At 37.4% G+C, this 24624-nt stretch carries 16 protein-coding genes; 10 read left to right on the top strand and 6 right to left on the bottom strand.

All coding sequences use genetic code 11. The features are described from left to right. Nucleotides 1–11: 11 nt before the first annotated feature. The 6 genes from CGC49_RS07110 to CGC49_RS11340 form a co-directional block, all read right to left on the bottom strand. Nucleotides 12–584, bottom strand: a complete 573-nt coding sequence (locus tag CGC49_RS07110) for a tetratricopeptide repeat protein (RefSeq protein WP_042007831.1) — start codon at nt 582–584, stop codon at nt 12–14. Between the two features lie 115 nt (nt 585–699). Further along, nucleotides 700–1113 carry a hypothetical protein gene (locus tag CGC49_RS07105; protein WP_042007829.1) on the bottom strand — a complete coding sequence of 138 codons (414 nt, stop codon included), beginning with the start codon at nt 1111–1113 and terminating at the stop codon, nt 700–702. A 3-nt stretch (nt 1114–1116) separates the two neighbouring features. Continuing rightward, nucleotides 1117–1449 carry a hypothetical protein gene (locus CGC49_RS07100; RefSeq protein ID WP_052461540.1) on the bottom strand — a complete coding sequence of 111 codons (333 nt, stop codon included), beginning with the start codon at nt 1447–1449 and terminating at the stop codon, nt 1117–1119. A 123-nt stretch (nt 1450–1572) separates the two neighbouring features. Continuing rightward, on the bottom strand, nt 1573–2235 hold the full coding sequence (locus CGC49_RS07095) for a DUF6808 domain-containing protein (protein WP_095912242.1): 663 nt from the start codon (nt 2233–2235) through the stop codon (nt 1573–1575). 265 nt (nt 2236–2500) lie between these two features. Further along, nucleotides 2501–3061: a hypothetical protein gene (locus tag CGC49_RS07090; protein ID WP_042348521.1), complete on the bottom strand. Its 561-nt coding sequence runs from the start codon at nt 3059–3061 to the stop codon at nt 2501–2503. Between the two features lie 188 nt (nt 3062–3249). After that, nucleotides 3250–3378, bottom strand: coding sequence for a hypothetical protein (locus tag CGC49_RS11340; RefSeq protein ID WP_255407619.1), 129 nt, complete (start codon nt 3376–3378; stop codon nt 3250–3252). A gap of 510 nt (nt 3379–3888) precedes the next feature. Between CGC49_RS11340 and CGC49_RS11205 the strand changes: the two genes are divergently transcribed. The 10 genes from CGC49_RS11205 to CGC49_RS07040 all read left to right on the top strand — a co-directional run bounded on the left by CGC49_RS11205 (nt 3889) and on the right by CGC49_RS07040 (nt 24506). Next, nucleotides 3889–4131: a hypothetical protein gene (locus CGC49_RS11205; RefSeq protein ID WP_157909016.1), complete on the top strand. Its 243-nt coding sequence runs from the start codon at nt 3889–3891 to the stop codon at nt 4129–4131. A 346-nt stretch (nt 4132–4477) separates the two neighbouring features. Then, nucleotides 4478–5113, top strand: a complete 636-nt coding sequence (locus CGC49_RS07085; RefSeq protein ID WP_042005908.1) for a peroxiredoxin — start codon at nt 4478–4480, stop codon at nt 5111–5113. Nucleotide 5114: 1 nt separating this feature from the next. Further along, nucleotides 5115–5426 carry a co-chaperone YbbN gene (locus CGC49_RS07080; RefSeq protein ID WP_042005910.1) on the top strand — a complete coding sequence of 104 codons (312 nt, stop codon included), beginning with the start codon at nt 5115–5117 and terminating at the stop codon, nt 5424–5426. After that, on the top strand, nt 5407–5664 hold the full coding sequence (locus tag CGC49_RS07075) for a hypothetical protein (RefSeq protein ID WP_042005911.1): 258 nt from the start codon (nt 5407–5409) through the stop codon (nt 5662–5664). The genes CGC49_RS07080 and CGC49_RS07075 overlap by 20 nt, the downstream gene beginning before the upstream one ends. A 206-nt stretch (nt 5665–5870) precedes the next feature. Then, nucleotides 5871–7364 carry a polysaccharide deacetylase family protein gene (locus CGC49_RS07070; RefSeq protein WP_095912241.1) on the top strand — a complete coding sequence of 498 codons (1494 nt, stop codon included), beginning with the start codon at nt 5871–5873 and terminating at the stop codon, nt 7362–7364. Nucleotides 7365–7864: 500 nt separating this feature from the next. Beyond that, complete coding sequence (locus CGC49_RS07065; protein WP_095912240.1) at nt 7865–8614, top strand: reprolysin-like metallopeptidase; 750 nt, start codon at nt 7865–7867, stop codon at nt 8612–8614. Nucleotides 8615–8633: 19 nt separating this feature from the next. Next, nucleotides 8634–9839, top strand: coding sequence for an ISL3 family transposase (locus CGC49_RS07060; RefSeq protein WP_095912004.1), 1206 nt, complete (start codon nt 8634–8636; stop codon nt 9837–9839). Between the two features lie 20 nt (nt 9840–9859). Then, nucleotides 9860–14440, top strand: coding sequence for a reprolysin-like metallopeptidase (locus CGC49_RS11285; RefSeq protein ID WP_232745209.1), 4581 nt, complete (start codon nt 9860–9862; stop codon nt 14438–14440). Between the two features lie 59 nt (nt 14441–14499). Beyond that, entirely contained in the window at nt 14500–19437 is a 4938-nt protein-coding gene (locus CGC49_RS07045; protein WP_198540622.1) for a reprolysin-like metallopeptidase, read from the top strand. A 203-nt stretch (nt 19438–19640) separates the two neighbouring features. Next, a complete protein-coding gene (locus CGC49_RS07040; protein WP_198540621.1) occupies nt 19641–24506 on the top strand; it encodes a reprolysin-like metallopeptidase in 4866 nt (1621 codons plus the stop codon). The last annotated feature ends 118 nt before the right edge of the window (nt 24507–24624 follow it).

The raw sequence follows: 24624 nt of genomic DNA, 5'->3' as shown, positions 1-24624 counted from the left end.
AACACACCTTATTAGTACCTTTTTTTTATTTCATTTAATACCTCACAAGCTCTGTCAGACCCCTCTTCACAAGCCTTACGTAACAATTCTATGGATTTTTTTACAGAACGTCTTACACCATCTCCATTGATATAAGCAATTCCTAAATTAGTTTGAGCTTCTACTATTCCTTGTTCTGCTGCTTTTTCCCACCAATACACTGCTTGTTTATAAGATTGCTCCACTCCTTCTCCCTCATAATAAGCAAGTCCCAAAACACTTTGAGCACTTGCATCATTTTGTTGTGCTGCTTTTTTCCACCAATATACTGCTTGAGTGTAGGATTTTTTTACTCCATTTCCATAATAGTAAAGAATTCCTAAATTATATTGGGCAGAGACATAATCTTGTTCAGCTGCTTTCTTATACCAATATGCAGCCTGTTCATAAGATTGTTCTACTCCCTCTCCTCTCTCATAAGCAACTCCCATATTAAATTGAGCTTTTGGGTACCCCAACTCAGCTCCTTTTATCGTAAGATTTATATCTTGTCCGTAAAACAAAACGGTCATTAAAATGTTTATAATCAATATTATCTTTTTCATTGTTTTAAAATTTAAAATTCCCCCTACTCTGTTACAGGCTTTTCGGGTTACGCCTTGTTTATACTTATCACCTAAAAGAACATGTCTTTTCCTTAGAAACAAATTTGGAATACCTCTATTCAAAAATTTTCTTGTACCACTCGCCTACATCTTTTCGTATCATATCATAATATTTATAAAGATAAAGAGCTAAATCAAAATTGGCTCTTTTATCTTTGTACTCATTGATCGTAAAATATCCATAAAAATTACCTTGTTTATCCACAATTACAGGAGGATTACTTGCATATTTATTCCAAGGAGATGTATCCGAATACTGACTTCCATAATTTCCGTATTGATTCCATATAGAATTAGAATTGTATGAGTTTCCATATTCTCCATATTTATTCCATATAGAATCTGAGTCATAATGATCACAATTCAAACAACCCAAATAGACATCGTGGTTTTTTCCTCCATAGATATGTAAAGTTTGAGCAGAGATACTCCCTGTAACAAGTAACAGCAAATAGATTATCTTTTTCATATACTACTTTCTTTTAGGTACATAGGTTTTATTTCCGTTACTATTGATATAATACTGCCCTCCACGACTTCCTGTGCGAATGGTCTGTCCCGAACCATAATTATATGCCCCTGAGGAATAGTCCTTAGCACGATAGCCTGAACTTCCTGTATAATAATTGGTATTTCCTTTGGTAGAAAAATTATCGTGATTAGTTTTGTTAATATCGGTTTTGTAGTGAGGTACTACATAAGTACCATTCGATTTTTGATACCCTCTTTGGTAACGTACACTTTGAGCTGAAACCATCATTGTCACAGCTATAAATAAAAACAAGGTTAAAATTATCTTTTTCATTGTATAACTTTTTAAAATTTCCCCTACTCTCTTACAGGCTTTTCGGGTTACGCCTTTCTTATTATTGACACTTGTAAAATAAATCTTAAAATTTAAAATAGGTATTTTAATTTTTTTCTGGTTTTAGAAGTGAATTAAATTATACTGTATTCCTATACCAACATAAGGTAGAAAATCTCCTTTATAATTTATGCCATAAGATAAATTAGGACCTACACCCCATCTTTTTATAATAGGTTTTTCATTATTAAGTTTATAATAACTTCTTATGGCTTCTGTAGTTGTATAAGGATTTTTATCAAACACTTCTACATATCTACCTTTTTTATCCTTTTTATGAACTATAGATAAATCATTTTTTATATTTACATTTACTCCTGTAGAATCTCTATAAGATATTATTGAACCATATACCCAACCATTAAAATCATAATTAACTTTTCTAATAGCATTATCATCTTTTACTATAACTTCTTTTATAATAGTGTCTACCTTAGTAATTATTTTAGGCTTCTGAATGGATTGCAATTTTTTAACTAATGCCTGCAAATGTTCAATTTCTTTGTTAAGAGATTGTATTTCAAAAGTATCTTTCTCTACAAGAATGGTAGTTTGATTTTCAGAAAGCGATTCTTTCTTTGCTTTTAGCAAATCTTGTAATGTTTTTATTTGTACAGAATTTGTTTCATATTTTTCTTTATATTGACTACAGCTTCTATACGAAAGCAAACAGAAAACAACTGCAATGACCAAAATACCGATTGAAAATGTATTATTGTATTTCATAACATGAGTTATTTATAGTTAACATGTAAAATTAATCACAAATGACAAATTGCACTGATTGTTCATTGTTCATTAAAAATTTGTCCATTCTTCTGTTGTTTATCCACCCAAGCTCTACCCAAGGTGTATCCAAGCTCGGGAGGAGGAAAGTTCAAGGTTCAAAGTTCAAGGTTCAAGGTTCAAGGTTCAAGGTTTAAAGTTAAAGGTTTAAAGTTAAAGGGCTGAACCTTGAACTTTGAACGGGCGAAGCCTCTCAAACCCTTGCTTATAAGTTTTTGGTTGCCTCAGTGGTATTGGCAGGTATATCGGTTGCTCGTACTACAATTTTGTCACCTGAAAGGTCTGCATTGGTTTGCGTAGCGGTATAGACCCAATCCAACCCATTATCCACTGCATTGCCTTCTTCCAGCAACGAACCATCGGAATTGTAGATATGTACCGTTACCGAAGCTACTTTGAAATCATCATAGGCTCTAACTTTAATGGTATCGCCTACCTGACCCGCATAGTCCGAAAGGTCAATCTGCTCAATCTTTGGAGCTTGTAACATATCGGCTACCGCTACGTTATAGGCAGTTACTCCTTGCTTTTTATCGGCTACTGATTGATATTCTTCCTTAACAGTAGGATTTTTGAGTGCCGTTTTGGCATAGATAGTTGCTTGTTGAAATTTTGCCATTTGTTCCTTTACCTTTTCGGAGGTAATCGCTTTCTTAGTAGGTTTTTGAGAAACTATCGTTTTTCCGTTACGCTGACTGAACACGAGCATATTACCTACTTTTCCACTTAGTCCGTGTGTGATGATGTTGTTTTTAGATTCTGCCATTGCTTTATGTTTTTTTTGTTAATTTCAGAAAGTTAGGGAATTAGAAAATCAGGAGATTAGAAATTAGGATTTTTAGGAATTAATAGAAAACGTTCCTTTAAGGAAAATAAAAAATCCGCTTGATGGAGATTGCTCTCCATCAAGCGGATTTATATTACAGAGTGTAGTAACTACACTATTTTGGCTGTTTAAGTGCTGTGCTGTGCTGTGCTGTGCTGTGCTGTGCTGTGCTGTGCTGTGCTGTGCTGTGCTGTGCTGTGCTGTGCTAAGGCACGTACAAATATACTGATTTTATGTGAATTACACAAGTTTTTCATAATATTTTTTTCTAAGTTAGGTGTATTTTATCTCCTATAATGAAAATAGACTTCCTAAATCTACGTTAGTGTTCAAAAAAGGAGGACAATTTTCTATAAGAGATTTTGCATGGGACAAAGCTAATTATTTTTTATTAACAAAACAATAGTTAATTCCCATGTAGAATGTTAAAATTTATATGAATATTTATTAGTCGGATTTCCAAAGTAGAATGGTTAGATGTCCCAAAATTCATATAAAAACACTATTTCAAAGGATTTAATCACAACTATCCGAAACTTTTATTTTAAAAGTTTCGGATAGTTGTGATTTGTAATGAAAAAATAACCAAAACTGATAACACTTTTATATCTCAACAATAAGTTTAAAGCTATCAGCAAATAATACCTAAGTAAAAAGTTTAACATTTAAAAATACTGCTATTTTCCACGACAATGAAGCAAAATTTACAGATAAAAACTTTTCTTGGCACGAGTGAAAATGCGGTGAAATGACAGATTTATATAGCTTTGATTTGCTATCTTCTGTTGGAGTTAATTAAGCGATTTTATAGCGATAAAAAGACGGCATTTAGTAATTTTTGCGAGAAAATAAGGGTCTGTCCGATGCACTATCTGACGCTGAATTATGTTTGCAACGAACTGAAACCCACCGTAAAAAAAGTGAAAAAACCACCCGAAAACACAGGTTGTGTTATAAAAAGTATGATGGTAGTTTTGATTGTCAGGCTGAGCGTAGTCGAAGCCTCGTAATTACAGGGCTTCGACTACGCTCAGCCTGACAGAAATATCCACTTTATTAAAGGTATCATACTTTTTACAACACTTTCAAAAAACACACTTTTTGACAGAGATAATTCCGCACAACAAACAAGTCTGCCCTTATAAATAAAGGTTGACAAGGTTTTTTATGAGTTTTCAAAAAACTTTCGGACAGCTGTGATTTGGCATATGTATATTTATCAGGCATAAGTTTTTCTTTATACTGCTATAAGAAAATTTTATACCTATATAAAACATTTCAATATGAAAGCCGATGGTATACTTAATTTAAAATTGTAACTTTGCGAACATAATAAATTTAAAAAAACAGAATAATATGTCTTTCGTAGGAAAAAAATTCCCAAACTTTGCGGTGAACGCTATGAGCGATTTGGGAGATACGTTTAAAATTAACGTATATGAAGAAGCAGTAAATGATAAGAAAAAAGTGCTATTGTTTTGGTATCCAAAGGATTTCACATTTGTTTGTCCAACCGAGTTACATGCTTTTCAAGAGGCTTTAGCTGAATTTGAAAAAAGAAACGTGAAAGTAATTGGAGCTTCGTGTGATACAGCTGAGGTTCACTTTGCTTGGTTAAACACACCTAAAGACAATGGAGGAATTGAGGGGGTTACTTACCCTATTTTAGCAGATTCAAACCGTAATTTGGCTCGTGCATTGGACATTTTGGATTCCAGAGAAGTTTATGATGAGGTAGCTGACACTTATCTGCAAGAAGGTGATGACGTACCTTACCGAGCTACTTACTTGATTGATGAGGACGGAAAAGTGTTTCATGAGAGTATAAACGATATGCCATTAGGTCGTAACGTGAAAGAGTATATTCGTTTGGTGGATGCTTACACCCATGTTCAAAAGCACGGAGAGGTTTGTCCTGCAAACTGGGAGGAAGGAAAAGAAGCAATGAACGCTAATCGAGATGGTGTTGCAGAATATTTAAAATCACACTAAAATGCAAGAATTAGCTCAAGATAATCTACAGGAAGTTGTTGCTTCAAATGATGTCGTTTTTGTTCAATATGGAGCAGGATGGTGTGGGAATTGCAAAATCATGAAGCCTAAATTCAAAAAATATGCTTCGGAAACTGCTGACGCGGTGTTTGTTTACGTGGATGCTGAGAAATTCCCTAATTCACGTCAATTAGCAAAAGTGGACAATTTGCCAACCTTTGCAGCCTTCAAAAAAGGTGCGTTGGTGAATCAAATTCAAACAAACAAGGCTGAATCCTTAAAACAGTTCATCGATGAGATTACCGCTAATTAAACATATGGTGCAATTCATCAGTGAAAATGACCAAGATTATGTTCATGAAACCATTGAGACACTTGAAAATTTAATAGAGTGTGATCATCTCAAAGATGAGGAGTTGGACGTAATTGGCGAATTGCTATCAAATTTTTATGGAGCCATTGAGGTTGACACTATGATTAAGGAGGGAATGCCCCAAAAAGAGGCACTCAACAGTTTTATGAAACGTGTTGTGGGGGCTATTGACAAGTAAGTAGCTATTGTAAATCACACAGTATTTTGTATCTTTGCCCTAGAAAAATATTCCTTTTTTTGAATCAAAAAAGAGGTAAAGAGATGAAATGTTTGTATAATTGCGTTGTATATAGTAAATAATAAAAAGGGAAAAGAGAGAGTCAAATGGATTCTTTCTTTTTCTTGTTTTTCAAACGTATATATTTAGTATAAAATAATTGTAAAATGAAAAAAAATTTATTATCAGTTAGTTTGCTTGTTGCACTTGTTTTTGGGAGTTGTACAGGAAACAAATCGCAAACTGGCAGTACGTCTGTAGAAAGTAGTACAGAATCTATCGTAGAAGTTGTGGAGCTTCCTGAAGAAATTAGTATCACACAATCAGAAGATGATATTCAGGTGTATACCGTAAAAATCGGAAACGACCCAGATAAAAGCCATCTTACGGCATCTTTCCCTATTACGGCATACGATTTCGTCAATAAAAATGAAAAGTCTTTTACGGAAAAACTTATAACCGAGTTTAAAACTGCAGCTAAAGATTATCAGGATTCTGAAACTTCGGTTTTGGATTTTAATCAACATTTTGAAGTAAAGTACCATTCCGAAGATTTTTTAATATTCCTTTATGAAAGAAATGTTTCCTATGGGAATAACTACGACAATAGCCATTTTGTTTCTGTTTTTAATTTAAAAGACAAGAAAAAAATGGAGCCTGTGGATTTTTTCAAAAATCAAGAAAGTTTTGAAAAGTTTGCTTCAGAAGTAAATCTTATTGCTACTGATTTGGTAAAGAAAAGAATTTACGAAGATACTAATTATGCTAATGACGGGGAACGCGAACAGGTTTTGGAATCGTCCAAAGATATGATTCAAGAAGGAACAGCCCCTACTTCAGCGAATTACGACGCTTTGTTTTTTGACCAAAAAGGAGAGTGGTATTTACTTTTTGATAAGTATCAAATTGCTAGTGGAGCTATGGGAGATTTTTCTGTAAAAATTCCACAGGATTTGGTAAATAAATACATGAATGAAACCTTTTTAAAAATTTTCAAAAAAGAAGATATTGTTGAACAATCTGCTGGAATAGAGGTTTCTGAGCCTAAATATTCGGAAGTGGATTGTTCCAAAGTACCGTGTGTGGCTCTTACTTTTGATGACGGACCTTCGGTGTATACAGCCCAGTTGTTGGACGCTCTTAAAGAAGAAAATGTAAAAGCAACTTTTTTTGTGTTAGGAAAATCTTCATCAGTACAAAAACAGACTATTAAACGTATGGCAGAGGAGGGACATAATATCGGAAATCACTCGTACGACCATAAAGATTTTCGTAAAATTTCAAGAGAAGAAGCTGAGCGTCAAATTCAATTAACAGACGAAGTTATTGCAGGGATTACAGGTCAAAAACCCAGATACTTTCGTTTTCCCTACGGGGCTCATACTAAAGAGAACTTAGAGATGGTGGGCAGACCTGTAATTATGTGGAATGTAGACCCTTTGGATTGGAAACATCGTGAAGTAAACCGAGTAGCAGAAGCTATGTCAAAAGCATCTCCAATGGGAATCATATTGGCTCACGATATTCACAAAACAACTGTGCAATCCATTCCTCAGGTGATTAAAAATTTGAAATCACAAGGATATCATATCGTTTCCCTTGATGATCTTTTTCGTCATAAAGAACTTCAAAACGGTCACACGTACTCCAGTGGGAAGTAATTTTTTTATACATCAATTTGATTAACAAAGATTTTAACCCTTTCTTTATCAACAAATTGAAACAGTTTAAATACCTATAAAGATGAGTACTCAATTATTTTATAGGTATTTAAACTATAAAAAATCTGTGGAAATATGCCTTTTTTAGAGAACAAAATACGATTGTTCGGTAATAAGAAAAGATAGGGAATTTTTACAAAATTCTTTATGCTACTCAAAATACAATAAAATCTCAAAATTGTACACTCCTATTCCATAGCACTTTGTTTAGCAGCTACCAAAAAAACATTTTGAAATATGCTAATAAATAATTTCCAAAGAATTAAAGCAGATCCACAAAACTTTGCTATGAGAATAGGTTTTCATCAATAACATGGATGTCGTTTTTTTGAATTTATTTCAAAAAAGCAAGGAAAAAACGCTTAAAAATTTGTATCTTTGCACCCCAATAGGGTTTATTTTATGTTTTTTGTAATAAATCAGTAAAAGTAAAATTAGCAATGAGATACAAATTTATTACTACGCTCTTTTTTGCATGTTTTCAGCTACTTTTTCCACAAGAAAACTTCAAAACACATCTAAAAACCAATGATTTAACAAGCGTTTTTTCTGCCAGTTCGTTGCAGTGGTCTATTCCTGTTTCACCTTCCGAAAAAGTCAATTTGCAATGGTACGAACGTAAAACTTCGTTCACCGAGAAGGAAGGTATCCGCACTTTCGTAGGATATGAAGGTGACTTGTTCGTAGCAACTCTGTCCATTTCAAAAGCAGGAGATGATATATCAGGAGATTTCACTTGGAAAGAACATCAATGGAAGATAGCAACCACTAATGATGGTTACCTTTTTATTTCGAAAGAGCATTCCGAAGGAGAATGTGGAGGCTGCCACAACGGACATTGTGGTACGCATAGCGATAAAAAATCCCTTCGAGGTCGCTTAACTGCCAGACCAGAAAAAAATGTTCGTAAAATCCCTACAGACAATGCGCTACGTGTGTTTCGTTTAGCCGTATTGGTGGATAAATATTATTATGACAGATATTATGGAAGCAAGGATGCTGTAAAAAGTTTTTGGAGTAGATTAGAAATTGCTCTTAACGAATACTACATTAGAGAAATAGGCATTAAACTTCAAATTGTGAATGATGATAGGCTTATCATTGATTCCAGTAAAGAAAAAGTTTTTGATGGAGAACTTTCTAACAAAATTTTAAATAAATCTACTGCGGCATTAGTAAAATTTTTATGATTAAGTTTGCGAAAAAAGAATGGACTTTGTAGATTTTTTGAGAGAGATGTTGGGTATTACAGATGATTTTGCGATCACTTCGATAGTAAAAGACGAAGAAAATAAGATCATTAAAATTCACTTGAAATACCTTAACACCCATTTTGTTAAAGAAGGAAAGCGTTACAAACTGTATGATACCACCCCCGAGCGAGAGTGGCAACATTTAAATTGGTTTGACTATCGGTGTTACTTGGTTTGCAGTCTACCTCGTTACCTTTCTAAGGATGGTAAGCCTAAGGTTATCGATATTCATTTTGCACCTAAATACAAGGGATACACGCATTTATTCGCCGCCAAAGTCATAGAGACTTTACATAAAGTAAAGGTACAAAACACCGTTGCAGAACTGATGCATACCACCCCATATATGATAAGAAGCATTATGGAATCAGCCGTAGAAAAAGCACTTTTGGAACGAGGAGAAGTAAATGATTTAGAGAATGTTAGCTTAGACGAAAAAGCATATTCTCACGGACATAAATACGCTACAATTCTTATCGATAGCGATAAAAATTGTGTAGTAGAAATGACCGAAGGTAGAAAGGAAAAAAATGTAAAAGCCTTGTTTTTCAGTGTTAATTCACAAGAGAAACAGCCCTCCCTAAAAAGGGTAAATATGGATATGTGGAAACCTTATATAAACGCTATTAAGGATATAGCTCCCCAAGCGATGATTGTACACGATAAGTTTCATCTATTCAAGAAGTTATCCGAAGCCATTGATAAGACCAGAAGAAAAGAGGTAAAAGAAACCGAATTGCTTAAAGGACAGAAATACACCGTATTAAAGAGCGAAGAAAATCGTACAGAAGAGCAACAAAGAGCCTTTGAGCAAATGCTTAGTGAGAATTTACTTACGGCAAAGGCGTGGCAAATACGAGAGAATTTCAAGTATTTGTTTAGTTTAAAAGATGGTATAGCAATCAATTACGAGCTATGGAAAAATAATGCAATAAGTCAATCCATAACCGCTGTAAATGAAGTGATAAAGACCTTTGATAATCATTTACAAGGGATTATCAATGCGATAGTTACTCAAACATCCAGCGGGAAGCACGAAAATATGAATGGAAAAATACAATCCGTTATTTCAAAAGCAAGAGGATTCTTAAACTTTGAGCGTTTCAGAATAAACACCCTCTTTTACTTCGGTAATCTCAAGTTTAGCTCACAAAAAAATTAGTAATGCCAAATATTTATTTGATGAAATATTATATCTATCTCATTTTTAGCTTTATCAGTTTTGGGCAAGTGGTTTTTGCACAAGAAACGATTAAAACATCAACAAAAGCCATTGATGTAATTCATTTATTTTCAGCAGGAAATAAGATTGAATGGGCAGTGCCTATATCTAAAAATGAGAAAATTTTATTACAGTGGGAAGAACGACATACTTCATTTACTCAAAGTGAGGGCATTCGTTCGTTTGTGGGGTATCACGATAAAAATTTAATCGCGGTTATTTCTATTTTGAATGGAACCATTTCGGGAAATATTCGTTGGAAAGAAAAAGAAATCGTTTTAAAAACGTCGGAAGAAGGCTTTCTAATCTTGTACACTGAAAGTTCCAATCACAAATGCGGTACGTGTGCTAACGGACATTGTCATTCTGAAAAACCTTCCACCAAACGTCCTGTACTTCTGTCAGGTTCGAACACCTCAACGCCCTCCATTCCCAACACAAATGTACTTAGAGTCTATCGATTAGCGATGGCAATCAGTTATGAATATTTTTCGGATACATATGTTGGCTTTAGTAGTAAGGTGGAAGAAGTGAAAACGTTTTGGGCTACCAAAGAAATGGAACTCAATGAGGCATATACGCGTGATTTGGGTATCCGATTTGAAATTGTAAAGGATGAAAATCTAATTTCGAAACAAAAAGATGAAATTTCTAATAAGAGTGCAAGTTATATTATTAACAATGCCACAAGAATAATCAGTTCAAAAATAGGCGAAAAAAACTATGATTTAGGAATATACATAGCCAAAGTTACAGAAGTAGCAGGACTTGCGTATTTAGAAAATGCCTACAAAACGGAAAAGGCTGCGGCGGTGGCTTTGGTCTCTCGTTCCGTTATTATGCACGAAATAGGACATTTATTTGGGGCAAGACATACGTTTGCTTTTACTATTAATAGACTTATTGACCCTGCCAGTGATAAAACAGAAATACTGACAGGACAGTCCATAATGTCGTATGGAAATCCTCGGGATTTTTTTTCCTTACGAAGCATACAAATGATTCGAGAAAAGTTGGTAAACGTACCTTATTTTTCGGACACCAATCGAACTCAAAAAGTAGGTAACAATTCGTTAGTGACTAATTTTCCGTACGGAATAGCTATTCAAAATCAACCTCCTACTATTGACAAAACGAAAATAAAAGCAAGTTATAAAATTCCGAAAGAGACTTTTTTTCAGTTTTATATTCCTGCTCAAGACCCTGAAAATAAGCCTTTGTTGTACGCAGCCCATCAGACGGATATTCGCAGAGGGGCTGAACGCTCAATAGCCAGTTTTTTAACACGAAAAGCCACTAGTAGCAACCCTGTTACATTTCAAACAGAATACAGCGAAAAATCTCGTAATTTGGTACATAATACGACGCCTAATGCCGTAGGTACGTTTACTTTTTGGTTGGGCGTGAGTGATGCACAACCTCAGCAAACCAGCGATTATATCAGTCAGTACGATATGGCTCAAACCCAAGTGATTATTGAGGAAGGAATACCTTTTAAAATTACTTCTTTAATGGAAAAAAATTATAAAGGAGGGGAAGATGTCCAGCTTACTTGGAGTGTAGATGAACAAATTTTTAACAAAAACACTAGCAGAGTTCGAATTTTGCTTTCGGACGATTTTGGAAAAACGTTTAAATACACTTTGGTTGCTTCTACGGAAAATGATGGAAATCATACCGTAAAACTACCAAATGTATCGGTAAATACCATTGCTTTTGGAGGACAAAAACCAGATGTATCAGCAGGAGTTATAAAAATAGAAGAAATTGATGGTATTGCTTATGCGCTTACCACTTTCGACCCTAAGAAAGGAGGTTTTACAATTACTCGTGACCCTTCTTTGCCTGAAACACTTGTATTTACAAAAACTCCTAAAACCTCACTTTCCGCTACTTGTGATGCTGTTCCAGATGCGGATAATTCGCAGTTTGAAACCAGTGGTTGTGATTTGGTAAACATTACGCACATCGATACAAAAATAAACGGAAGCTGTGCTAATACGTACACTATTAAACGTGTGTATACAGCAACAGGCTGCGGTCAATCGGTTAATTTTGAACAAACTATTTTTGTAAGAGATGATAAATCACCTGTATTCAAAGAACCTTTACCAACCAATGTTTCGGTGGAAGAAAGTAAAGTCCCAACACAAGTTGATTTAACGGCTACGGATAATTGTTCCGAAAATATTCAGGTGACCAAGAGCCGAGAAGAAAGGCAAGAAAACGGGAACAAAGTAATCATTTACAAATGGGAGGCTTCCGATGATTGTGGAAATAAAGTTACTCACACACAGAAAATTACTGTTATTCCGTCAGAAATCAATTTTGTGGGCGAATTGCCTAAGAATTTGACAATTTCCTGCGAAAAAGAAATTCCGTCAGTTCCTACATTGCAAGTATCGGGCAATTGCAATCCGAAAGCGGTTTATAATGGAGAAACAAAATCCAACGAAAAATGTAAAAATGATTACGTATTAACACGCTCTTGGACAGCTACTAACGACTGCGGAAAATCTATTACACATACACAGGTAATTACCATAAAAGATGATGTAAAACCTACATTTTCAGGAACTTTACCAACCGATATTTCTGTGGAGGAAAATAAAGTTCCAGCACAAGTTGATTTAACGGCTACGGATAATTGCTCTGAAAAGGTTGAAGTTGTTAAAAGCCAAGAAGAAAGGCAAGAAAACGGAAATAAAGTAATCATCTATAAATGGGAGGCTTCCGATGATTGTGAAAATAAAGCTACTTACACACAGAAAGTTACCATTATTCCTTTGGAAATACAATTCATAGGAGAATTACCTAAGAATTTGACAATTTCCTGCGAAAAAGAAATTCCGTCAGTTCCTACATTGCAAGTATCGGGCAATTGTAATCCGAAAGTGGTTTATAATGGAGAAACAAAATCCAACGAAAAATGTAAAAATGATTACGTATTAACACGCTCTTGGACAGCTACTAACGATTGTGGAAAATCTATTACGCATACTCAAATCATTACGATAAAAGATGATGTAAAACCTGTATTTTCAGGAACTTTACCTGCTGATATTTCGGTAGAAGAAAACAATATTCCAACACAAATAGATTTAACCGCTACGAATAATTGTTCTGAAAATATTCAAGTGACAAAGAGTCAAGAAGAAAAGCAAGAAAACGGAAATAAAGTAATCATCTATAAATGGGAGGCTTCCGATGATTGTGAAAATAAAGTTACTCACACACAAAAAATTACTGTTGTTCCATCAGAAATCAATTTTGTGGGCGAATTGCCTAAAAATATGACTGTTACTTGTGAAAAAGAAATTCCGTCAGTTCCTACATTGCAAATATCGGGCAATTGTAATCCGAAAGTGGTTTATAATGGAGAAACAAAATCCAACGAAAAATGTAAAAATGATTACGTATTAACACACTCTTGGACAGCTACTAACGATTGTGGAAAATCCATTACACATACTCAAATCATTACCATAAAAGACGATGTAAAACCTGTGTTTTCAGGAACTTTACCTGCTGATATTTCGGTAGAAGAAAACAAAATCCCAGAACAGATGGATTTAACCGCTACGGACAACTGTTCCGAAAAAGTTCAAGTTATCAAATCAAAAGAAGAAAAACAGGAGGGAGAGAACAAAGTAATTACATATAAGTGGGAGGTTTCCGATGAATGTGGAAATAAAGCTACTCATACACAAAAAGTTACTGTTATTCCGTCAGAAATCATTTTTGTAGGAGAATTGCCTAAAAATATGACAGTTACTTGCGAAAAAGAAATTCCAACAGTTTCTACTTTGAGCGCATCAGGCAATTGTAATCCAAAAGTGATTTATAACGGACAGACAAAATCCAACGAGAAATGTAAAAATGATTATGTGTTAACACGCTCTTGGACAGCAACTAACGATTGCGGAAAATCCATTACGCATATTCAAATCATTACGATAAAAGATGAGGTAAAACCTACATTTTCAGGAACTTTACCTGCTGATATTTCTGTGGAAGAAAACAATATTCCAACACAAATAGATTTAACCGCTACGGATAATTGCTCTGAAAATATTCAAGTAACCAAGAGCCAAGAAGAAAAGGAAGAAAACGGAAATAAAGTAATCATTTACAAATGGGAGGCTTCCGATGATTGTGGGAATAAAGTTACTCACGAACAGAAAGTTACCATTAAAAAATCTTCACAGCCCACACCGCCTAATGGTGGCTCTGAAATAGAAAAAGAAATGATTGTTTACAATGGGGTTTCTATCGAGTCAGGTTCGGAGAATTACTTGAAGTTTGAACCTATCGAGAATTATAAAAATCTTCAAATTGAGATTTTTAACGAATTAGGTCAGAAAGTGTATGAATCGAAAAACTACCAAAAAAATGGAGAAGTTTTCCGAGGATATGCTAACGTGAAAGGAGTTTTCCGAAAAGGCAAACGTCTTCCCACAGGAACGTATTTCTATGTGCTGAAATATCAAGACATTACAGGAGAATCAAATATAAAACAAGGCTATTTGTTTGTAAGATAATCATTATGTCTTCTAAAAAACACCTGAAGAACAATCAATCACATAAGATCAATAATAAAATGAAAAATATACGTCGTTTTTTAATATTTATCGTGCTATTTGGGCAATCGGTCTTTTCACAAGAGCAATTTAAAACCTCTTTGAAAGTGGAGCAAGTGCGACAGCAGTTCTCAAAAGGTGGCAAAATTTCGTGGGCAGTTCCGATTTCGCAAAGGAAAACCTTGTCTGTAGTTTGGCAAGAACGTCCAAACTCTTTGGCAGGTATCCAAACTTTTGTAGGTTACAAAGAAGATGAGCTTATAGGGATGCTGTCGATAGACGCTACTTCGGTGTCGGGAAATTTTAATTACGATGGAAGCACTTACAAAATAACTTCAGAAAAAAGGAATATAGTTGTTGTTAAGGAAGATGAAGACCAACACCAATGCGGTTTGTGTGCTTCTCATAAAGCAACTTCCAAAACCCAAAGACCCACAGGAAATGGTACGCCAGATGTATGCACTCCGAACACTCACGGATATTTGGACAACCATTGTTTGGATAATATTCAAATCTACACCGATGGAGTGTTGCGTATTTATCGATTGGCATTGCTTATCAATTACAACAAATTTGCAGGGGAGTTCCAAAGTGATAAAACCGCCGTACGCAGGTTTTGGGCAGAAACGGAAGCCTTTGCCAATGAACTTTATGTACGTGCTGTTGCCGTAAAATTCAAAATTGTAGACGATGATCGGCTTATTTTGGATACGCCCGAAAAAGAGGTGTTAAAAGAGTATCATTCGGGCACATCTATGCTTGAAAACCAACGCAGTACTCAGGCAATGAATACGGTGATAAGTCCAGAAGATTACGATGTAGGGCTAATCATAACCTTCCTACCTTGGGTAAATGGACAAGCTGCCTTAGATGCAGTGTTTGAGGAACACACCAAAGCCGATGGGGTAGTTGGTCGTGGAGCTCCCAGTACTGTTGCCCACGAGTTGGGGCATATGTTTGGAGCTGACCATACGCACAATACCCAAGATTCGGGCAAGGTAGAACCCGAAAGTGGGAGGTCGATTATGGGGTATGGGCATAGTTTTCCTCGTGATTTCTTTACCTTGTACAGCGTACACTCCATACGCAAGGGACTAACCCATAGTGCTGTGTATTTTTCCGATGAGCAACGTACACAAAAGGTAATACTCAGCAGGGGCAAAAATCCTGTTTATGGGATAAAAACTCAAAATCGCCGTCCAGTGATTGATGCCTCTGACCTGAAACCAAAATACGTAATTCCGAAAAACACCTTTTTTCAGTTTCGTATTAACGCTTCTGACCCTGATAACGATAAACTGCTCTATGCCGCCCATCAAACCGATATACGTTTGCAAACCAATCCGTCTAATGCCGTATATTATTCAGCCAAGCCGAGTTATAACAACTTGATACGTTTTCAAAAAGAATACAAAAGCAATAGGGTAGATGAATTCCCGAGCGTAACGGGTGGTATTTACCGTTTTTGGTTGGCGGTAAGCGATGGTATTTTAGGAACAGAGGCACTGACCAACCAAACCCACGCCACGCATTACGATATGGTAAAGACCGATGTAGAGGTAAAAAACACAACACCTTTTCGGATAAATCCTGCTTTAAAAAAACAATACGGAGCAGGAGAGGAGGTTACCTTGCGTTGGGATGTGGCAACCGATGTTTTTGGTACAGATAGCAGGGTGCGTATTTTGCTTTCCGATGATTTTGGTCAAACCTTTAAGCATATTATCACTCCCGAAGCCCCTAACAACGGAACGTTTACCTTTACAATGCCACATATTCCCGTAGGAAAAACGGGCAATCAAGGGCACGGGCTTATCAAAATAGAGGTGATTGACCACATTGCCTATGCCCTAAGTGAGCATAATCCTTACAACGGAGGCTTTGAGGTCGTTCCTTCTCAAATTGTTTTTGAAAACTTACCTGAACCCACCATTTCAGCACTTGAAGGGGCTATTCCAGAGCCACATTCCGTACAGGCAAGAACCAGCTGTAACGGACAGGCACAGGTGCAGGTAGCCGATGTACGCGAAGCAAACCGAATCAAACGTACCTTTACAGCAGTGGACGATTGCCAAAACAGGGCAATTTTCGTTCAGTATATTTTTGTGAAAGAAGATGTGCCGCCTTTGCAATTTGTAGGCAATCTTCCGCAAGATAGGGTATATCACTGCGATAACACCTTTGATAAGGCAGTGCCTAATGTACAGGTTACAGGAGGGAAGTCGCCCCAAATTACCCTAACACAAACCCGAATGGAATCGGATTATCATATCAATTACATTCTCAAACGCACGTGGCGGGTTACCGACCCTGTCGCTGCTCCCATTGAGCATACCCAATTGGTGTTTGTGTATGACAATACCAACCCCATTTTAGTTACTCAACCCAATGATATTGTTGTAAATGATGATGTTCAGGCTTATACCTATGCTGAAATCCCTCCTGTTGCCTTTGATAATTGTGGCAATCAATTGCAGTGGAGAAAGCCTATTTCGCCAGATTATACCTTCGGAGCTAATGGGCTTGAATCCATATTAGTAACTTGGGAAGCCCGAGACGGTACGGACAATCCTACGCGGGTTACTCAGAAAATTATTGTCGATAAAAATCATACGGATATTTATTTTCAAAATCTACCTGCCGATATGCAACTCTCTTGTAAAGACGGAGTCCCCTCGGCGGATATTGAGCTAAAAGTAGTTAATTGTGCTTCGGCAGAGGTAACACATACCGAAAATCAAACTTGGGAAGGAAATAAAAAAATCATCACTCGGGTCTATACGGCTACGGGCTGTGGTAAAACCTTGTCAGCAACCCAACGCATTGTAGTTACCGATGACGAAGCTCCTGTATTTACGGGAGATTTGCCTTTATCGGTGGAAGTGGCAACCACTGCCGAAGTTCCTCCCTTAGAAGATTTGACTGCTACGGACAACTGTTTTCAGGGATGTACGGGGCAACAAGTGGTAATAACAACCCAGTCCGACCCCCGAAATCAAGAATATTACAACACGTGGGAAGTTGTAGGTAACCAAAACTGCGTAAAGTCGGTGCCTGTAACCAAAGAGAGAAAGCAAAGTCTTGATGGTAAAACCCTTACCGATACGTGGACGGCTACCGATGAATTTGGCAACACACAAACCTATACTCGTATTATCAAAGTGGCTTCGGCAGATGTACCCACAATGGCATTTGTCAATTTTCCCAAAGATATAAATTTGCCTTGTAACGGTGTCTTACCACAGGCTGAAAATATAAGTATTTCGGGCTGTGAAAACGCTACTGTTACCCACACTGACGAACTGACAGGCAATTGTAAAGATGGCAAAACGGTAGTTCGCACCTATACGGCTTCCGGTTGTAGGCAAACCATTTCACAAAAACAGACCATTACCATTGCGGGGGACAATGAAGCTCCTACTTTTTCGGGTACGCTTCCGCAAGATGTTTCAATTACTGAAAATCAAACAATTCCTACACAAGAGGAACTAACCGCTACGGACAATTGTTCGCAAAGGGTTCAAGTAACCAAGAGCCAAGAGGAAAGGCAAGAAAACGGAAATAAAATAGTTATTTACCGATGGACGGCAACAGACGATTGCGGAAATGAAAAAAGGCATAGCCAAACCATTACCATCGTCCCCGCTCCGAAAATAAGTTTTATAAATTTTCCTACGGACGTGAATTTATCCTGCGGAGAAGATAAACCCCAAGCGGAAACCAAGCTACCAATTTCGGGTTGTGGGGGAACTACTGAAATTGCAGTAACCCATACCGACACCGAAACAGGCGATTGCAAAACAGGTAAAACCATCGAACGTACTTATACGGCTTCGGCTTGTGGGCAAACCATTTCACAAAAACAAACCATTACCATTGCGGGGGACAATGAAGCACCTACTTTTTCGGGTACGCGTCCGAAAGATATTTCGGTTGTTGAAGGTCAGAAAATTCCTACACAAGGGGAACTAACCGCTACGGACAATTGTTCGCAAAGGGTTCAAGTAGCCAAGAGCCAAGAGGAAAGGCAAGAAAGCGGAAATAAAATAATCATTTACCGATGGACGGCAACGGACGATTGCGGAAATGAAAAAAGGCACAGCCAAACCATTACCATCGTCCCCGCTCCGAAAATAAGTTTTATAAATTTCCCTACGGACGTGAATTTATCTTGCGGAAAAGCCAAACCCCAAGCGGAAACCAAGCTACCAATTTCGGGTTGTGAGGGAACTACTGAAATTGCAGTAACCCATACCGACACCGAAACAGGCGATTGCAAAACAGGCAAAACCATCGAACGTACTTATACGGCTTCGGCTTGTGGGCAAACTATTTCACAAAAACAGACCATTACCATTGCGGGGGATAGTGAAGCCCCTACTTTTTCGGGTACGCGTCCGAAAGATATTTCGGTTGTTGAAGGTCAGAAAATTCCTACACAAGGGGAACTAACCGCTACGGACAATTGTTCGCAAAGGGTTCAAGTAGCCAAGAGCCAAGAGGAAAGGCAAGAAAGCGGAAATAAAATAGTTATTTACCGATGGACGGCAACGGACGAATGTGGAAATACATTTGAATATGCTCAAAAAATAACTGTTTTGCCAAAAAGTACAGGTGGAGGAGATAATAATCAAGGTGGAGGGAACAGCCCTTCCAATGAAGATATTATTGTGTATAATGGTGTTTTTGTTGAAGAAGCATCGGATAATTACCTAAGAATCGCCCCAATTGAGCGTTATACGGACTTGTATATCGAAATTTTTAACGAGTTGGGTCAGAAAGTATTCCAAGCCAAAGACTATCAACGCAAAGGCGGTGTTTTCAGGGGGTATGCCAACGTGAAAGGCGTAGTGGGCAAGGGCAAACGTTTGCCATCAGGTACGTATTTTTACGTGTTGAAATACAAAAACCAAGATAAAAAAATGCATCAAAAATCGGGATACTTATATGTGAGGTAAATTCACGGTCGTGTTATAAAAAGTATGATAAAAGTTCTGATTGTCAGGCTGAGCAAAGCCTGCGAAAGCAGGGTATGTGACGAAGCTTTGTAATTATAGGGCTTCGACTACGCTCAGCCTGACAGACGCTCTCTTTTTTAAGACATCATACTTTTTACATCACCTCCAAATTCACATTTTGTTTAATGAAAAACTATAAATCAATGAGATATAATTTAATTACTATTTTATGCTTTTTGTTTTTCCAGCAATTGTTTGCACAGGTAAAAACATCGGAGGTTGTTCAACTATTTTCGAAAGGAGGCGAGGTTTCGTGGGAAATTTCAGTTGATAACAGCCCCAAACAAACGTTGCTTTGGCAGGAACGCCCCAATTCTATCAAGGGGATAAAAACCTTTGTGTGCTATCAAAATGGCGAGATGATAGGTGTTTTGTCAGCTGATAGTCAAGGAGTTTCTGGGAATTTGAAACTCTTGGGCAAATCGTATGACATTACTTCGCAGGACAATAATGTTATTTTTAAGCAAGAAGCAACAAAAGAGGGGAAATGTGGTACTTGTTGTGGAGGCGGAGAACATTCGCACACGGCACGTCCTGTGGCTCGTCCGCAAGGAGAAGGATTAAATCAGGAAAATGAAATTTTTAAATTGCACAGCGTTCGCTCCGATGGGGTGTTGCGGGTGTATCGCTTAGCATTGCTCATTACGTACAAGTATTTTTCGGATAAATTCGAACAAGATGTTGAGGAAGTAAGGAAATTTTGGGCAAGTACGGAGGCTTTTCTCAACGAGTTATACCACAGAGATGTATCGGTACGATTTGAGATAGTCAACGATGAAAGACTTATTTACAAAACCAGTAGTGCAGATCCGTTTTACTACATCAGAAGAGCTCGTCAAATACACGACAGGGGAACCACTGAAATTAATAAATTAATATCAGAGGATGATTACGATGTTGGGGTGGTTATTCACCCACAAACAGAAAATACGTATGGATTAGGAACCACTGGTGGGGTCTATGAAAAAAAAAGTAAAGCACTGTGCTTTGCTGTTGCCAGTAGATCAACTATTGCTCACGAGATTGGGCATTTGTTCGGTTCGCTTCATACTTTTACCACCGGAGGGAGTCAGACGTATTATTCCGAACCTAATCGAGGGATGTCGGTAATGGGATATAATTCGCGTTCCACGGGTGATTATTTTTCATTAGTAAGTATTGCTGTTATCAGAAAAAGGTTGTCGAGCGTAGGCTATTATACAGACGAAGAACGTACACAACTTATAAAAGGAGTGGAGCATATTGAAGGCACTACGAATGTTCCTTACGGGGTTAAGCCCAGTAATACAGCTCCAATCATCAACACGGCAAAAATCAAAAAAGAATATACATTGCCACACAGTACGTTTTTTCAGTTTTATATTCCAACACAGGATGCGGAGCAACAAAAGCTATACTACTACGCCCACCAAGTGGGTGGGAAAAATTTTCCGTATTTCGATTATGGTTCGGCAAAGTTTTTAGCTTTAAAACCCACGCAAACGGGCAGAGTTGCCTTTGAGAGAAGTTACTACCGAAGAGATTTAAGTTTGGTACAAAACTCTTCTCCAACTGCTACGGGCACGTATCATTTTTGGTTGGCGGTAAACGATGCCGACTTAGCTAACGACTCACACGGGGTTTTGTATGACCAAGCGTACACCAAAGTAAATATCGTCAATGGAACACCTTTTAAAATCAAGGACGGGTATAAGAACAAGTATTCCGCAGGGGAAAAAGTTACTTTTACGTGGGATGTAGATAATAATGTTTTTGCAAACGATAGTAAAGTACGTATTTTAATGTCGGACGATTTTGGTGAAACCTATAAATATACGCTTGTGGAATCAACAGACAATGACGGAAGTGCCGAAGTTACCATTCCACATATTACTTTGGGAAGGAAACCCCAATTCGGAACAATCACTTCTGGCTTGGGAATTATTAAAATTGAAGTAATTGACCATATTGCCCACGATATAACGGATAACAATCCTAATAATGGAGGTTTTGAAATTGAGGCTTCGCAAGTTACTTTTCAAAACACGCCCGAACCTACCATCGAGGTAAAAGAGGGGCAAATTCCTGAAAAAGCTGATGTTACAGCAGTTTCTACCTGTGGAGGCGGTTCGCAGCCCATAACTCCAACCTATCAGGAGGAAAAAACCGATACGCTCATCACCCGTACTTGGACAGCTTCCGATAATTGTAGTAATACAGCAACTTTTGTGCAGTATATTCACGTTCGGAAAAATCATCCCTTATCTTTTGTTGAGGCACTGCCTGAAAATCAAGTAATCTTGTACGGGCAAAACGTTCCTCAGGCGGCTACCTTAACCGTAAGCGGAGGTTGCCAAACCCCCGAGGTGAAATTTTCGCAAACCGAATTATATGGGCAATGTCTTAGAACCATCACCCGTATTTGGACGGCAGTCAGCCAATGCTCCGACCCTATTTCGCATACACAAATCATCAATGTCATCGACAACATTCCGCCTACCTTTATAGGAACATTGCCCGATGCCAACCTACACGTGAGTGATGAAAGTCAAGTGCCAATGCAAGAAAATATTTCGGTGATTGATAAACTTTCCGAAAATAAAAGAAATGATGGGTATCCTTTTAACGCAGAAAAATTCGAAGAAAGGATAAAGGACGAGCAAGGACGATTGGTAAAAGTGATTTACCGATGGAGAGCCAATGATCTTTGTTATAATGTGGTGGAACATACACAAACCATAACCATAGGTTCGAACCAACAAGTAGCGTTTGCCAACTTCCCTGCTAATGTGAATTTATCTTGCGGAAAAGCCAAACCCCAAGCGGAAACCAAGCTACCAATTTCGGGTTGTGAGGGAACTACTGAAATTGCAGTAACCCATACCGACACCGAAACGGGCGATTGTAAAACAGGTAAAACCATCGAACGTACTTACACAGGAGAGGCTTGTGGGCAAACCATTTCACAAAAACAGACTATTACCATTGCAGGGGATAATGAAGCTCCCGTTTTTTCAGAAGAATTACCAAAAAATATTTCGATTAATGAAAATCAAGCAGTACCAACGCAGGTAAATTTGACCGCTACGGACAATTGTTCTGCTGTTCAAGTTGCTAAGAGCCAAGAAAACAAGGTAGAAAACGGAAATAAAGTAATTATTTACCGATGGACAGCAACAGACACTTGTGGAAACGAAACAAAACACAGCCAAACCATTACTATTACTCCTGTACTGAAAATAGCTTTTATAAATTTCCTCGCGGATGTGAATTTGTCTTGTGGAAAAGATAAACCCCAAGCGGAAACCAAGCTACAAATTTCGGGTTGTGGGGGGGGGACTACTGAAATTGCAGTAACCCATACCGACACCGAAACAGGCGATTGCAAAACAGGCAAAACCATCGAACGTATCTATGAAGGAGAGGCTTGCGGGCAAACCATTTCCAAAAAACAGACCATTACCATTGCGGGGGATAGTGAAGCACCTACTTTTTCGAGTACGCTTCCGCAAGATATTTCGGTTGTTGAAGGTCAGAAAATTCCTACACAGGAGGAGCTAACCGCTACGGACAATTGTTCGCAAAGGGTTCAAATAGCCAAGAGCCAAGAGGAAAGGCAAGAAAATGGAAATAAAATAGTTATTTACCGATGGACAGCAACGGACGATTGCGGAAATGAAAAAAGGCACAGCCAAACCATTACCATCGTCCCCGCTCCGAAAATAAGTTTTATAAATTTCCCTACGGACGTGAATTTATCCTGCGGAGAAGATAAACCTCAAGCGGAAACCAAGCTACCAATTTCGGGTTGTGAGGGGACTACTGAAATTTCGGTAACTCATACCGACACAGAAACAGGCGATTGCAAAACAGGTAAAACGATTGTGCGTACCTATACAGCAACCATTTGCGGACAAACGATTTCCCAAAAACAGACCATTACCATTGCAGGGGATAATGAAGTTCCCGTTTTTTCAGAAGAATTACCAAAAGATATTTCGATTACTGAAAATCAAGCAGTACCAACGCATATAAATTTAACCGCTACGGATAATTGTTCTGCTGTTCAAGTGACCAAGAGCCAAGAAAACAAGGTAGAAAACGGAAATAAAATAATTATTTACCGATGGACAGCAACAGACGTTTGTGGAAACGAAACAAAACACAGCCAAACCATTACCATTACTCCTGCACCGAAAGTAACTTTTATAAATTTTCCCGCGGATGTGAATTTGTCTTGTGGAAAAGATAAACCTCAAGTAGAGAGCAAATTACAGGTTTCCAATTGTAATGGAACTACTGAAATTTCGGTAACCCATACCGACACAGAAACAGGCGATTGTAAAACAGGTAAAACGATTGTACGTACCTATACGGCAACCGTTTGCGGACAAACGATTTCCCAAAAACAGACTATTACCATTGCAGGAGATAATGAGGCTCCCGTTTTTTCAGGAGAATTACCAAAAGATATTTCGATTAATGAAAATCAGGAAGTGCCAACGCAAGAAACGCTAACCGCTACGGATAATTGTTCTGAAAAGGTTCAAGTAATTAAAAGCCAAGAAGAAAGGGAAGAAAACGGAAATAAAGTAATCATTTATAAATGGGAGGCTTCTGATGAATGTGGAAATAAAGTTCTTCACGAACAGAAAGTTACGATACGAAAAACTTCACAACCTACACCTCCTACCGGTGGAGTGCAACCACCTACAGGAACAGAGCCGACCCAAGAAATAATTGTTTACAATGGTGTTTCTACCGAGTCAGGTTCCGAGAATTACTTGAAATTTGAGCCTATCGAAAATTATAAAAATCTTCAAATTGAGATTTTTAACGAATTAGGTCAGAAAGTGTATGAATCGAAAAATTACCAAAAAAATGGCGAAGTTTTCCGAGGATATGCCAATGTAAAAGGAGTTTTCCGAAAAGGTAAACGTCTTCCAACAGGAACGTATTTCTATGTATTTAAATATCAAACCATTACAGGAGAATCTAACACAAAACAAGGATATTTATATGTAAGATAATATTATAACGGCTGTCCGAAAAAGTACATTTTAAACAAAAGTATATTTATAACACATTGATTATTAAGGATTATTTTTAAAATTATCAAAATTAGGCTTTTCGAACAGAATCCTAATT

This window comes from Capnocytophaga sp. H4358, assembly GCF_002302515.1.
Taxonomy (GTDB): Bacteria; Bacteroidota; Bacteroidia; order Flavobacteriales; family Flavobacteriaceae; genus Capnocytophaga; species Capnocytophaga canis.
The sequence above is the reverse complement of the archived record's forward strand: the minus strand, read 5'-3'. Positions and strand labels throughout refer to the sequence as shown.

Bases quoted from the DNA above. Each gene is read 5' to 3' on its own strand.
- CGC49_RS07110 (WP_042007831.1), bottom strand. From the start codon at position 584: ATGAAAAAGATAATATTGATTATAAACATTTTAATGACCGTTTTGTTT.
- CGC49_RS07105 (WP_042007829.1), bottom strand. From the start codon at position 1,113: ATGAAAAAGATAATCTATTTGCTGTTACTTGTTACAGGGAGTATCTCT.
- CGC49_RS07100 (WP_052461540.1), bottom strand. From the start codon at position 1,449: ATGAAAAAGATAATTTTAACCTTGTTTTTATTTATAGCTGTGACAATG.
- CGC49_RS07095 (WP_095912242.1), bottom strand. From the start codon at position 2,235: ATGAAATACAATAATACATTTTCAATCGGTATTTTGGTCATTGCAGTT.
- CGC49_RS07090 (WP_042348521.1), bottom strand. From the start codon at position 3,061: ATGGCAGAATCTAAAAACAACATCATCACACACGGACTAAGTGGAAAA.
- CGC49_RS11340 (WP_255407619.1), bottom strand. From the start codon at position 3,378: ATGAAAAACTTGTGTAATTCACATAAAATCAGTATATTTGTACGTGCC.
- CGC49_RS07085 (WP_042005908.1), top strand. From the start codon at position 4,478: ATGTCTTTCGTAGGAAAAAAATTCCCAAACTTTGCGGTGAACGCTATG.
- CGC49_RS07080 (WP_042005910.1), top strand. From the start codon at position 5,115: ATGCAAGAATTAGCTCAAGATAATCTACAGGAAGTTGTTGCTTCAAAT.
- CGC49_RS07075 (WP_042005911.1), top strand. From the start codon at position 5,407: ATGAGATTACCGCTAATTAAACATATGGTGCAATTCATCAGTGAAAAT.
- CGC49_RS07070 (WP_095912241.1), top strand. From the start codon at position 5,871: ATGAAAAAAAATTTATTATCAGTTAGTTTGCTTGTTGCACTTGTTTTT.
- CGC49_RS07065 (WP_095912240.1), top strand. From the start codon at position 7,865: ATGAGATACAAATTTATTACTACGCTCTTTTTTGCATGTTTTCAGCTA.
- CGC49_RS07060 (WP_095912004.1), top strand. From the start codon at position 8,634: ATGGACTTTGTAGATTTTTTGAGAGAGATGTTGGGTATTACAGATGAT.
- CGC49_RS11285 (WP_232745209.1), top strand. From the start codon at position 9,860: ATGAAATATTATATCTATCTCATTTTTAGCTTTATCAGTTTTGGGCAA.
- CGC49_RS07045 (WP_198540622.1), top strand. From the start codon at position 14,500: ATGAAAAATATACGTCGTTTTTTAATATTTATCGTGCTATTTGGGCAA.
- CGC49_RS07040 (WP_198540621.1), top strand. From the start codon at position 19,641: ATGAGATATAATTTAATTACTATTTTATGCTTTTTGTTTTTCCAGCAA.